Genomic DNA, 12,674 nt, shown 5'->3' on the forward strand with positions numbered 1-12,674 from the left:
ACGCCATCAGACTAATCCATTTGCGATCATGTCTGACGGTCGTCGTACGCAAAAAATGCGTCTTTAAGAACGTGTAGCGATCACCAATTCATTCCGCCTTGCGCACAATCAAGCGATGAATTTTCTTGCCCGAAGAGGCGCTAGTCTCTTCCCGATCCAGCAGCACGCTATCGTGTTCATTTAACGCTTTCAGCACCAAATCTTTGTCGAACGCGGCATACAAGCGCCCATGTTTATCCCGCTGTGAATTGTTTTCGGTCACACGCCAGCTTAAATACAAAGTTCCGCCGGGAAAAAGTATGTCGCGCAGGCGTTGTACAGCCTGTGTGATCGTATCCGGTGCGAGATGCATGATCACCGTCTCGCACAGAACATTTTCAACCGTATTTTGCGGGATGTTTTCAAGTGCAGGCAGCGTCGCCACATCCCAGAGCAAATGCGGATACGACGACCTTGCTTCGCCCAACAACCCCTCCGAAGCATCATAGCCATGCACCGTGTAACCACGCGCCGCAAGCCACGCAGCATCGCGACCAGAGCCGCAACCGATATCGGCAGTCAGTCCCGGTTTGAAATACTGCACCAACAAATCATATAGATCGTCGGGCGCTGGTTGATCGCCCCACTCTTTCGAAAACTCGGCGGCAGCGCTGTTGTAAGCGCGCAATGTTTCTTTATCCATGACGGCCAGATCCTTACGGTAAAAATGACTGTTTTTGTCCCTTAATGGGACGAACTCAGCATAAATATTAATTGTGACAAGCCCGTCGGAATGCCCTACGAGTTTAAAAATTGTGCCATACACGCAACAAAATGGCAGCTATTCGCACGCCTATCATCGTCACGCATAAGGACTAATTTAGCTATTTTAGGGACTAAATTGTTACAAAAAATTACAAGTAGTTACATTTATTTGTTAATATTAATAGAAATCATTATCATTTGTACTAACACTTATCAATAGGATTCAGCATGACGTTGCGTTTCAAACCAGGATATCTGGCGGTATTAACCACTTTGTCATTAACATCTCTCACCAGCCTCAACGCATCGGCGCAGACCGATCAAAGTCTGCCTGAGGTCGTGGTCAGCGGCGCTAAAAGCAGCGACGGTTACGTTCCACAATCGGCAGTCAGCGCCACCAAAAGTGAAGCCCCGTTACGCGATATTCCGCAAACCATCAACGTAGTTCCTGCTGAAGTCATCCGCGACCAGCACGCCACATCCCTGCAAGACATTATGAGAAACATCCCCGGCGTCGGCTTGTCGACCGGCGATGGTCAGCGCGATCAAGTGTTTATTCGCGGCTTTACCGCCATCGGCGATCAATTTGTCGACGGTTTCCGCGACGATGCTTTGTACTTCCGCGATTTGTCGAATGTCGAGCGCTTGGAAATCATCAAAGGCCCGGCCGCCGTTCTATACGGTCGCGGTTCTTCCGGCGGCTTGATTAATCGGGTCACCAAAAAGCCCGGCATCGATGTTACCGACGCCAGTATCAGCCTGACCAGCAATGCAGGCCGACGCGGCGAGATCGATCTGGGCCGCAGCGGCGAAGTTGTTTCATGGCGCTTGACCGGCGCGCGTGAGCAGTCCGACAGCTATCGCAACCAACAATTTCTAGACCGCACCGCGATTGCGCCTTCGGTAGATTTCCGTATATCGCCAGATACAAAATTGCTGTTGCAAGCAGACTATCTGGAAGATCGCCGCCTGACCGACTTCGGCATTCCATCCTATCAAGGGCGGCCAGTAAGTGTTGCCGCGGGCACCTATTACGGCGCAGCGAACGCACGCGATGCCGACTACAGTCAGTCACGCGTAACCTCGACCTCGGCTACCTTGACACACCGCTTCGACGACTCGCTGTCGTTGCGCAACGGATTCCGTTACTACGATTACCAACTGCGCCGAAACAACACGAATATTAGTGGCAATGTGAACGAAGTTGCGCAGACGATGACCGTCATGCATGCCCGACTTGATCGCAACGAAGACGGCTGGATCAATCAGACAGAATTGACCCAAAAACTAACGCTTGCAGGCACCAAACATGAAATTTTGTACGGCGTTGAATTCGGTCATCAAAACAAAGATGCCGTAAGTTATGCAAGTACACCCGTAGCAAGAAATGTGTCGATTTTCAATCCCGTTATTCCTAGCGTAAATCCATCGATCGTCGGCGCTGCCACTTCCACCTTTGGCAAGTACGATACGGCCGCCGCCTATTTACAAGATACGATCGCCTTTAACGACCAATGGAAAGCATTGCTAGGCTTGCGCTATGACAGCTTCAAACAAAAGTCGCTGATCGTTGGCGGCACAGCGCCGGGCGATTTATCACGCACAGATAAAGCGTTTAGCCCACGCGCCGGACTGGTGTGGCAACCAACCGTGATGCAGTCTTACTACGCATCGTGGACGCGCTCATTCCAGCCAACTGGCGAGAACTTTGCGTTAGCGACCAACAACGCCGACTTGTCTCCTGAGACCACCCGAAATACCGAAATCGGCGCTAAATACGATTTCTTTGACGGCCACGTTAGCAGCACCGTATCGATATTTCGTCTGGAGCGCGACAATATTAAAGTCACCGATCCGACGACCAGACTCATCATTCCTGTCGGTAAACAGCGCACGGATGGGATGGAGCTGACCATGAACGCAAACTTGAAACAAGGCTGGAACGTCCTTGCCGGCTACGCGTATCTGGATGCAAAAATCACCGATTCAGTCGCAGTGGATTCCAGCGTCAACGTTGCTGGCAGCCCGAGCGTCGCCAGCAGCGTTCCATTTAAAGGCAAGCGCGCCACCTTAACGCCGGTTCACAGCGCTAACATTTGGCTGACTAAAGAAATCGGTAATGGTTTCACGTTAGGCGGCGGTGCCAATGCGGTCGGCAGCAGGTTTGCCAATCCGGGTAACACCGTATCGTTACCGGGTTATTTCACCGCCGATGCAATGGCTTCGTACAGAACGACAAAGTATCAAGTCCAACTCAATCTGAATAATATTTTCAATGCTGGCTACATCATTTCAGGCCACGGCAGCAGCCCTAATCTGAGCTTGCCGGGAGCGCCGCGCAATATGGCATTGACCTTGCGTTATTCGATGTAATAGAAGGCAGCCAGAACGTTGACCCGGCAAGACATTGCAGGATCAACGCTGGATGTAGAGATTGATGCGGATGTAGGTAGTCGATTTGAAATCGCATTACGGTTTTACGTAACAATCTCAATTCGCAAGGTCAGCTTAAGTCGCTGCGATGCTGCAAAATCTTAAGCAAAAAAAGCCCGCTGCTCACACAGCGGGCTTTTTGCTTTACCACTTACTCTTATCACTAGCAAAAATATCGACTTCTTTCTTACGTGCTACAGGCTTCTTACCGGTGGTGCCGGTAGCCGTTTTTTCTGGCGCATCCGCAGCTTTGGCGACGCTTAAATTACGCAATTGCAAACCGCCTGGCTGAATTTGTTCAAGCGGCATACGAATGTTTTCCAAACGGCCTTGCGCCATCGTTGGCCCTACTTTATCCACCACCACTTCGCAACAATCATACTCAGTACGCCCCAAAGATTGGCCGGTTTGCGGATCTTTGATTTCCGCCCCCATCGAGACTAACTGGTAACGCATACCTTCCCGGACCGATTGACCACCCTGGCTGAGCACCACATTATTACCATCGCGCGAGGCCACCGTAATCGGGAATGTGCGCATCAGAATGGCGCTGACCACACTGCTGACCATCCCTGTTTCGAGTGTCTGAACCGCACTATCGGCACCTTGGCTATCGGCCTGCGGATTGCTAACGTTGCCCTGCAAAACGCTGGACAATTGCACTTGACGCGTCGCAACGTTAATAATGCGCTGAGAGAGCGCCCAATTTCCTTGCTTATTCTGATAAGAAAAAGCATCGATTTTTGCGGTCCAGATCAAATCGGCACTGACGGACTGCCGCATTTTTGACAGCTCAGCGGCTGGCGCTTGTCCGGCGCTGATCATATCAAGCTCGCTTTGTATATCACCGCCCAATTCACGATCTAAAACAGCAAAACGCCCAGTATTCGTCAGTGCGTCCAGAATCTTCTGACGAATCTCAGAGGCAACTTTTTCAGAAGGCACCGCAGCACCAGCGACCTTGAAAGACTGCGCATCAAAACGAATCGGACCAACTACGATTTTAAGTTTTTTGGTATCCGCCGGCGCATCGAATTTGGCGATATTAGCTTCAATCGTCGCCTTAAATTGGCCGCCTGTTATGAACGAAAGACTGCCCTTTAAGAACGGCTCTTCCATCTTCGTAATTTTGAAACTGGTAACGACGCCGTTCGATTGCTGCGCTACGTGATCAGAAAAAGCTTTTGCTTGCAGCTGCGCTGAATCACGTCCAAGGGCAACCGCCAGCACCGAACGAAACTGTTCGGAACTCATATCAAGCGTCACGCCATTGACTTGTTTAATCGCCAGCTTGATCGCCTCATCCACCGCGTCGGCAGGGCTAGGACCAATTCCCGTCGCGGTAGTAGCAACGCTGGTCAATTTGCCAGCATCCGGCATCGCGTTGGTTGGTGCCGTTGGCGCGGGTGCAGCAGCAACCTGGGCGCTTGCAGAAGCCGCCTCCGGCTGCGCAGGCGCTTCATCGTTTGAGCAAGCAGCAACTGACAATATCAAGCCAGCTGCACAGAGAATTTCAGGCAACTTCATACAGTACAACCTCTTCATGTTGATTATTGGACGGTTGCCCGAACAACTCGATCATTTCTTACTTCAAAATATCTTCTTCTTACAACGCACTAGTCGCATCAGCAGGCACAGGAATGGCATTGCTTTTTGCAAAGCTCACAGCTTGTGTCAACGTTTTATGCAAATTTGAACTATTGCTTGGGAAGGTTTTAACAACGTAAGCACCGGCACTCAATTTCGTCAACGCTAACGGCGATACCGATGAAACAGCATTTTTAAACGCATTAAATTTTGTGGTCATTGCGGCGTACTGAATGACCCCTTTGCCTAGCGATGCCAGACCGGAAGCGTACTCTTTCTTAGCCGCCGCATCCATGTTGTTACCCACGGCGTTCTGACGTTCGGTGATCGCTTTTGACACATCGCTTTGCACGCTATCGGCTTTGCTCAAACTATCCACCGTCGCACCGGAGCCAAGCGCTGCCGCCTCCGCCTTGGCTAACGCAGCCGCGTCGCTTGCGCCCAGCGCACTTGCCATCTTGTATTGCGCGGTCAGCACTTCTTTATTCGCCGCGACATAAGAATTTACCAAAGCATCTTGTTGTGCCACAGCGTCACCACCAGAGCCGGAATCTGACTTACTGCCCGTGACACTACCGATAGCGCCCGACAAATCAAATGCACTCGCTGACAAAGGAAGGGCAACGGCCAACGACAAACTTAAAGCAATGATATTTTTTTGCATGGTGATCCTATTGGGTGAAAAAATAAGGGGTGAGAATGAAGCGACTAGTTATACAAACCAGTTCAAAAATGGTGTTGATAAGCTTGATCAATAAGCTTGATCAATAAGCTTAATCAATCAGTTTGACGATAGGCTTATTGATCAGTCTTATTGAATACAGTTAGCGAATTCCTGCGCCGGTCATTTGGCTGAGCAATTCTTTCGCCACTTTATCGGCGGCATTTTTCAGTGCATTAGTTTGGGCTTCTTCTTCCGTAGGACCCAAGCCAGCGCTTTGAATCGGGCCGACTTCGGCGACCGTGACAGGAATCGATTCACGCGCATCCAATACCTTGCCAGTCGCGGCGACGGATACACGGAACAAACCGGTTGCAGGATCTGTATCCGACAAACGCACGTCCAGCGTTCCATAAGCGATGTAAGGCACTTGCGCGTTTTGCAGGCCCATGGCGACATTGCGTTCGGTTTGCGGTTGCAGATCGTTGCCTGAATTGAAATCGCTCTCTACACTTTTAATCTTCAACAAACCTTTGCTGTACGGCTCAAGATAGGCAGCGTCAACGACTTTAAAACCAGCGCTTGCGAATACACCGTTGAAGACACTTTTCAGATAATTGCTTGGGAAAATGGTGTAAGTTTTTTTAGTCGCCTTGCGCGTAGTGCTGCCGCCTGTTTCTACAGAAGCGCGATATTGGCCAGAGTTGCGCGTCCCCTTAGACTGCTCTTTCACTTCGATGCCTTTATAAACTTTGTCATCGAAACTTTGCGCGCTGTCGGTCTGGCGCGATACGAAAATAAAGGTTAATTTCGATTTCTCACCGCTACTCGAATTGGCAACGGCAGATTTGGATTTCACCGCATTGCGCAATTGCGATACATTCAGCGTGACCCGAACGGTGACCGAATATTGCTTCATATCAGGACGATCTTCTTCGCTCAAAATCGCGGTTTCCAACAGGTAACGATCCGGATCAGCCTTGATTTTGTCGCGAATCACATCCAGATTTTCTGATTGTGAATCGCCAGCTTCGGCATAATATTTATCCACGGCTTTTAATTGCGCCTGTAGTAACGCCTTGCTTTTGTCTTCGGCACTCACTTTAGAACTAAACAACGAAGTGTTGTATTTGACGGTGGCCTGGCCTTTAGCGCTGGCGGTTTCCGCCATGGCGGATGTGCTTGTCAGCAGCAGAAGAGATAAAAATAGCGAACGGATTATTTGCATGATTTGAGTAGTTCTTGCGTTGTTTTAATTTGTTGCGAAATATCTGAAGCAGCCGTAGCGGATTTCAGCCAATCAGAAGGTGTACCGGCCAGATTGCCCGATAGCTTGGTAAACAACCCCTTTAATGCATCGTAGTAAGCGGGAGAATCGTCGATCGTGTCTTGCGAGGCCGGGACTAATTTGACTTCGCCATTTTTGAAATCGGCATCCATATAAGTGCGACCAGAAACCGGCTCTTTGATCGTTACATGGCTATAAGCGCCGAAAATATAACTGGCACCTGATGCCGCCTCACCGCTTTTGATTTTCTTAAAGCGCGGCACGGATAATGAAATCGCATAATCCGGCTCAGGTAATTTAAGGTTATAGACATCGCCATCAGCAATCCGCATGGACATCACGTTGCCAATCGCATAGCCTTTTGAGAAAGGCAGCACCGGAATCCCGGTCTTGCTGGATAAACTCTCCGCAAACAAATCAGCGACTAGCGTTTCTTCTTCGCCATTAGCATTTTTGACCAACTTGGATAAAACCGGATGCGCTTCCGCCCCGATATTAACGTCGGTGACCTGTATAAAACGCGGCACGTTGGTGGGAATGGTTGCGCTGCTTACCGCATCAGCGAAACGGGCAAGAATCCCGGCCTTACCTTGATCACCATAAAAAACGGTTTGAAACCGTTCGTTCATTTCATTCTTGCTCGGATAGTGATCAATCACGTCCAAATGACTAAAGCTAAACGGATAAGTACGTAAAACCGTCATACTTTTAAAGTCAAAAAACATCGCTTGGGCGCGTACTTGCGTTAACAACTTGGCAATATTACCAAATCGCTCGGCAGAAACGGTTTCGCCCGTAATCACCAACGCCAGCACAATCGTCTGGTCTTGCCCTTTTAATTCGGACAAAGCAAGCTGCTGAAGCTCGAAATTAGCCGGTTTAGCTTTAGCCATCATTTGCGCTAGTTGCTTATTAAGCGAACTGCCGCCAGTGGCCTGCGCCAGTTCCAGACGCTTGGTATAGGGGAAGCGCGTTGCAATCGACTTACTGTCGCCCGAATAAGCCAGCCCAGCTAATGTCACGGTGGCAGCATGGCTGATGTTGGATGCCAATACCGCCAGAAAAATTAGGCCGATAACGATGGCGGGGAAAAACCGACGAGAAAAATAATTAATACTCATAAAAACACGCCCTACTCTACGGGTTATATAACATTAAGATTGCATTAAGATTGGGTTAAATTGAAAGCGTAGCGACATTCCATTTTCCCGCTAATAACTAGCTTGCCTAAAATTCAATTTTTATAATTAGCGTGGACCTTACCACACGGAAATTATTTTCATTTAAATATTTATGTTAACTATTGTTATATTTATCGATTTCCATTCCCAACTTCTTATCAAACAACATTAACTTTAATGATTATATTTTTTGATTTTTTTGGCTATTTAATGCCTATTTCCCTATAACGAATACAACCAACACCGCGCACAATTTTTTCTGAAAATAAGTAGTGGCATGAATAGCTAATTTGAGAGAAAAAATCAATAAAACGACAAAACTGGCTTAGCCAGAATAAATTGACAAAGAATTTTGCAGAAATGTAATTCGGAGGATCGGGATATTGAATAATAAAAGTCTTATTCAATCGGAGGAAAACCAAGCTACAGAAGAGTATTTAAAACGTTGGAAACAACGCTTCAAGAACAAATACCAACATTATTCTTTGTGCTTGTTCAAAAGAGTCTGCAAAGAAAAAATCTAAGCTATTGCCGCGCTGAAACACTCGCGCTTTCCTACAACGTAAAAGGTCGTCATCCTACTCCGCAGTTGAAGTTCAGACGTTATAGTAAGTACGACGTTTTCGCAGATATAACGCAACGTTTTTGGTGGCATATCCGGAAATGAATTAACCAACGTACGGAGGTCATATGTATATAGGTATCGGAACAATTATTTTGATTTTGGTGTTAGTTTTGCTATTCAGATAGCAGCCCTATTACCACCATCGTCATTCACACCGACAAACTCTCACCGTCATAGCAAGACGGGATGCACTTTAACGGTGCGGGTCTGCACGCGCGCTATGGCTAACAATGCTGATGTAATCAGCATTGTCGACGGACGCTGCCGAGCGATTAAACGTGGCTTCGTTGAAGTCCCATTTCGGCGAATGCGCCTTTCAGATTAGATCCCCAAACTCGCGTCGATTGGCCTCATAACCCGCCCGACCGCGCTCAGTTGCAAAATAGAATTGATACCACCAACCGTGCTCAACTTTTGGCGACAACGGTATCTTATTGCGTTCACGATTGTTGATCAGATAGCCGTTCAACGACACTATCGTCCTGCCTTCTACATCCGCATTGATTCACCACACTAAAATTCAAATGACAGGTCGCAAATTTACGCAGAAATCCTAAACTGAAAATCAGTTTTATATGGGTTGATCGATACCTTTATCAGGGTAATTACACCATCTATAAGGAGGCAATTATGCGCATGCTATTAAATGTCAAATTTCCCAATGCTGAATTTAATGCAGCGATCAAGGACGGCTCCGTCAGCAAAAAAATGGGACGCATCATGGACGAACTAAAGCCAGAGGCTGCTTACTTTACCGAACAGCACGGGCAACGATCAGGCCTATTGTTCGTGAATGTCGACGACCCGTCCAAAATTCCCATGTTTGCTGAGCCATGGTTTCTCACCTTCAACGCCAGCGTGGAATTCAAAGTAGTCATGACGCCGGATGATTTAAAAAATGCCGGACTGGAAGAGTTAGGAAAAAAATGGTGATTTGCGGCTACGTCAAAAGCCGCGTTCATTGGTCAATGTCGTGCACGTACGCTGTATGTGCACGATCAATAGCAGTTACTTTCGTGGTGAACACTCCTCACGTATCAGATAGCTTGCGTCCCTCTCTCACTGCGATTGCATAGACCGGTTTCTCACCGGCACAATCGGTTAGTATGTTTCCTGCGTTGTTTATAAACTAACGAAGGAAATTTGAATGGGTAAAAGCCGCCTGGAAGCATTCAGCGATGGCGTGATCGCGATCATCATCACTATTATGGTGCTTGAGATGAAAGTCCCGCACGGCGACGACCTGGCATCGCTCCGGTTGATCTACCCGGTATTCTTCAGTTACATCCTCAGTTTTGTGTACACCGGAATCTATTGGAATAATCACCACCACATGCTTCACGCGACACAAAAAATCAGTGGCCCGGTGCTTTGGGCGAATTTACATCTTCTATTCTGGTTGTCCCTGATCCCGTTTGCCACCGGATGGATGGGCGAAAATCACTTTTCCGAAGTGCCCACTGCGCTGTATGGCGTGGTACTACTAATGGCTGGTATTGCTTATTACATCCTGAGTCGCAGCCTGATTAGACTTCACGGAGCAGATTCACCACTCGCCAAAGCGATAGGCAACGACATAAAAGGTAAGTTATCAGTCGTGGCTTATGCTGTCGCCATCCCACTCTCTTTTGTCAATCGTTGGATCGCGCTGGCGATGTATGTTCTGGTAGCGATCATGTGGCTGATTCCGGATCGCCGGATCGAGAAAGTGGTCGAAATATGATGCCCTGCGGCGTCAATCCAAGGCATGACGACGCTGAAGATTAACCGTTTTAGAAGTTATATCGTAGCTATAGCGATCCCACAGAACCCGCCTCAAGTGGCGTAAAATCCCTCTATCTTTGGCCTAGCGCAATGTAGCGACGAACGCCAGCTAACCACCAGACGATTGGAAGATCAGCGTGAGAAAAAGAAAATTTATCTTCGCCGCACTTAGTGTTGCCACGGTCCCGACTTTTGCCAAAAAAAGAACAGAATCACGCAAAGAAAATGGCCCGACATTACTGACAATCAGCGGTGCAATCGGTAAAGGTAATCGCGGCGCATTAGATCCGGCGTTGGATCAGATGATGCACAAGCAAAACATACAGTTCGACAAGGCCTATGTTTATAATTTCTCCGCCCTGACGTCCTTGCCCGCTGTTGAAATAACGCCGACATTCGAATACGACGCTAAAGCGCACGCCTTGCGAGGTCCGCTGTTAAACGATGTAATCGCAACCGCTGCCGGTGCCGTGTTACCCGGCAACACAACCGTCAAATTACGTGCCGTCGATGGGTATGTCGTGCAAATCGCGTTGGCAGACATACGAAAATATGGTTTTATTGTCGCCACGCATCTCGATGGGCAACCAATTCCCCTCGGAGGTTTGGGGCCGTTATGGGCGGTTTATGCACCAGATCGCTTTCCCGACATGATGTCGCGACCGCTATCAGCACGGTTTTCCTTATGCCCTTGGGCGCTGTATCACATTGAGTTGGGTACTGCTTAGTCATACGGTTACCGTTGGCAATGTAGTGCGATTGCTACAGACATTTATTGTTGCGACGCCCGATATTTGGTGTCGAGATAGTAGGGTTGCTCTTCTCTTGCGCTGATTTATACTGGTTTGGAAAGACCTCAGAAGCTGGTTGTCCCCGCAACGTTCATCCGTAGGAGTGCGCAATGGAAACTTCACTTCATTCAATCCGCTTCCCTGGCGAAAGCAACGAGTATCGGGTAGCGCGCGATGCGCTATTGCAAGCGGAGCTGGATCTCCGCAAGCAAGTAGAAAAAGTTGCAGAGTTGCGCAGAGAAATGCCCGTTGGCGGCCTGCTAAAAGAGGATTATGTTTTCGAGCAAGCCAGCATCGATCCCGACTCTTCCGATACAGGAAAAAAAGTCCGATTATCTGCGCTATTTCAAGAAGGCAAAGATAGCCTTCTCATTTACAGCTTCATGTACAGCCCGAACATGCAGCGTCCGTGTCCGTCGTGCACATCTATTCTTGACGGCTTAAACGGGGCCATGCCGCACGTGCTCCAACGCGTTAACTTTGCTGTCGTCGCGAAGTCGCCAATTCAGCGCATTCAGGCATTTGCACAAGAGCGCGGATGGCAAAAACTCCCTCTCCTATCCTCAGCGCACAATAGCTTCAACACTGATTATCACGGCGAAACCGCAAACGGAGGGCAGAACCCCGTGCTCAACGTATTCGTAAAGCGTGAGGGCCAGATTTATCACACCTACTGCACCGAACTTCTCTTCGCGCAACGCAATCCCGGTCAGGATCCCCGGCATGTCGATGCGTTCTGGCCTTTGTGGAATTTGTTAGATCTCACGCCAGAAGGACGCGGGACTGACTGGCGCCCGGCATTAACCTACGATCAGGCCTAGCGCACGATCCAGCGTTGTCCTTAGTGCTAATTCGCCTTTAGTTTGGGGGTAACTAGTAAGCGAAGTATTTCGACGCGTCTTGACAAAGGCTGCCCATATTACCGGCTCTCGACGGTAATGTCGGGCAAGCTATCCAACCTCACCAGATTAGCCAGTGTTGAGCGCGGCAAGATGGATGACATACTTGCGGCGAAAATGCTCGGCTTCCCTGATGCCGGTCACAACATCGCAGTCGATTTCACAGCGATATCACATCCCGATATGCAAGTATGGAAACGCACATTCGGCGGACGATCATTCGCCAGCAAACTCTCTTTGGGCAAAGGTAGATCAGATAAACTTTTGCGCGAACGCTTTGGCCCGCTCTCGTTCGGATTAGCAATCGTCATCGATGAAGACCGATTGCGCTTCATCGTCCGCAGCTGGAATTTTCTCGGCATACTGCTTCCGCTCTCTTGGGCCCCTGGCGGAGATTCGTATGAATTTTGCGAAGATGGTAAATTTTGCTTCAATGTAGAAATCCGACATCCTCTTACTGGCACCATCGTGAAATATAGAGGATGGCTGGAGCCTAAAATTGAATCGGTGAAGGATAAGCAAGCGGTTTGTGTTTAGCGCTGAAGTATTGCTGCTTTCTGTACTATTTGGCCCATTTATATTCATGAGCAAGGAAACATGCGTCCATTAAATCTCCTTGATTGAAAACAGTTCAAGGGCAACATAATCAAGCGAAAACTGCATACACCTTCTCGCGTACTTTAAAACGATCTCCCACTTAC

Annotated in this window: 11 protein-coding genes; 6 read left to right on the forward strand and 5 right to left on the reverse strand. The window is 48.6% G+C overall.

Annotated features, from left to right (window positions below; translation table 11 throughout):
• Window positions 1-88: 88 nt before the first annotated feature.
• Window positions 89-682 (reverse strand): bifunctional 2-polyprenyl-6-hydroxyphenol methylase/3-demethylubiquinol 3-O-methyltransferase UbiG, encoded by a 594-nt coding sequence (locus tag C7W93_RS14595; RefSeq protein ID WP_108440921.1) that lies wholly within the window; start codon window positions 680-682, stop codon window positions 89-91.
• Window positions 683-972: 290 nt separating this feature from the next.
• Between C7W93_RS14595 and C7W93_RS14600 the strand changes: the two genes are divergently transcribed.
• Window positions 973-3,117 (forward strand): TonB-dependent siderophore receptor, encoded by a 2,145-nt coding sequence (locus tag C7W93_RS14600; RefSeq protein ID WP_108440922.1) that lies wholly within the window; start codon window positions 973-975, stop codon window positions 3,115-3,117.
• A 204-nt stretch (window positions 3,118-3,321) separates the two neighbouring features.
• Here C7W93_RS14600 and C7W93_RS14605 read toward each other — a convergent pair whose 3' ends face one another.
• From C7W93_RS14605 to C7W93_RS14620, 4 genes are all read right to left on the reverse strand, one after another.
• Window positions 3,322-4,704, reverse strand: a complete 1,383-nt coding sequence (locus C7W93_RS14605; protein ID WP_161539942.1) for a CsgG/HfaB family protein — start codon at window positions 4,702-4,704, stop codon at window positions 3,322-3,324.
• 79 nt (window positions 4,705-4,783) lie between these two features.
• Window positions 4,784-5,428: a hypothetical protein gene (locus tag C7W93_RS14610; RefSeq protein ID WP_108440924.1), complete on the reverse strand. Its 645-nt coding sequence runs from the start codon at window positions 5,426-5,428 to the stop codon at window positions 4,784-4,786.
• A 160-nt stretch (window positions 5,429-5,588) separates the two neighbouring features.
• The gene (locus tag C7W93_RS14615) at window positions 5,589-6,596 is read right to left on the reverse strand and encodes a hypothetical protein (protein ID WP_225869893.1); all 1,008 of its coding nucleotides are present in this window, start codon (window positions 6,594-6,596) and stop codon (window positions 5,589-5,591) included.
• A gap of 47 nt (window positions 6,597-6,643) precedes the next feature.
• Window positions 6,644-7,834 carry a hypothetical protein gene (locus C7W93_RS14620; RefSeq protein ID WP_108440926.1) on the reverse strand — a complete coding sequence of 397 codons (1,191 nt, stop codon included), beginning with the start codon at window positions 7,832-7,834 and terminating at the stop codon, window positions 6,644-6,646.
• A 1,315-nt stretch (window positions 7,835-9,149) separates the two neighbouring features.
• Between C7W93_RS14620 and C7W93_RS14630 the strand changes: the two genes are divergently transcribed.
• From C7W93_RS14630 to C7W93_RS14650, 5 genes are all read left to right on the forward strand, one after another.
• The gene (locus C7W93_RS14630; protein ID WP_108440927.1) at window positions 9,150-9,452 is read left to right on the forward strand and encodes a panthothenate synthetase; all 303 of its coding nucleotides are present in this window, start codon (window positions 9,150-9,152) and stop codon (window positions 9,450-9,452) included.
• Window positions 9,453-9,666: 214 nt separating this feature from the next.
• Entirely contained in the window at window positions 9,667-10,242 is a 576-nt protein-coding gene (locus tag C7W93_RS14635) for a TMEM175 family protein (protein ID WP_108440928.1), read from the forward strand.
• A 178-nt stretch (window positions 10,243-10,420) separates the two neighbouring features.
• A complete protein-coding gene (locus tag C7W93_RS14640) occupies window positions 10,421-11,011 on the forward strand; it encodes a molybdopterin-dependent oxidoreductase (protein ID WP_108440929.1) in 591 nt (196 codons plus the stop codon).
• Between the two features lie 173 nt (window positions 11,012-11,184).
• Complete coding sequence (locus C7W93_RS14645) at window positions 11,185-11,895, forward strand: DUF899 family protein (RefSeq protein ID WP_108440930.1); 711 nt, start codon at window positions 11,185-11,187, stop codon at window positions 11,893-11,895.
• Between the two features lie 117 nt (window positions 11,896-12,012).
• The gene (locus C7W93_RS14650; RefSeq protein WP_108440931.1) at window positions 12,013-12,510 is read left to right on the forward strand and encodes a DUF4166 domain-containing protein; all 498 of its coding nucleotides are present in this window, start codon (window positions 12,013-12,015) and stop codon (window positions 12,508-12,510) included.
• Window positions 12,511-12,674 lie beyond the last annotated feature (164 nt).

Source organism: Glaciimonas sp. PCH181, from assembly GCF_003056055.1.
Classification (GTDB): Bacteria; Pseudomonadota; Gammaproteobacteria; order Burkholderiales; family Burkholderiaceae_D; genus Glaciimonas.

Coding starts and splice junctions, on each gene's coding strand:
- C7W93_RS14605 (WP_161539942.1), bottom strand. CDS start 4,704: ATGAAGTTGCCTGAAATTCTCTGTGCAGCTGGCTTGATATTGTCAGTT.
- C7W93_RS14600 (WP_108440922.1), top strand. CDS start 973: ATGACGTTGCGTTTCAAACCAGGATATCTGGCGGTATTAACCACTTTG.
- C7W93_RS14610 (WP_108440924.1), bottom strand. CDS start 5,428: ATGCAAAAAAATATCATTGCTTTAAGTTTGTCGTTGGCCGTTGCCCTT.
- C7W93_RS14595 (WP_108440921.1), bottom strand. CDS start 682: ATGGATAAAGAAACATTGCGCGCTTACAACAGCGCTGCCGCCGAGTTT.
- C7W93_RS14620 (WP_108440926.1), bottom strand. CDS start 7,834: ATGAGTATTAATTATTTTTCTCGTCGGTTTTTCCCCGCCATCGTTATC.
- C7W93_RS14645 (WP_108440930.1), top strand. CDS start 11,185: ATGGAAACTTCACTTCATTCAATCCGCTTCCCTGGCGAAAGCAACGAG.
- C7W93_RS14650 (WP_108440931.1), top strand. CDS start 12,013: ATGTCGGGCAAGCTATCCAACCTCACCAGATTAGCCAGTGTTGAGCGC.
- C7W93_RS14615 (WP_225869893.1), bottom strand. CDS start 6,596: ATGGCGGAAACCGCCAGCGCTAAAGGCCAGGCCACCGTCAAATACAAC.
- C7W93_RS14635 (WP_108440928.1), top strand. CDS start 9,667: ATGGGTAAAAGCCGCCTGGAAGCATTCAGCGATGGCGTGATCGCGATC.
- C7W93_RS14630 (WP_108440927.1), top strand. CDS start 9,150: ATGCGCATGCTATTAAATGTCAAATTTCCCAATGCTGAATTTAATGCA.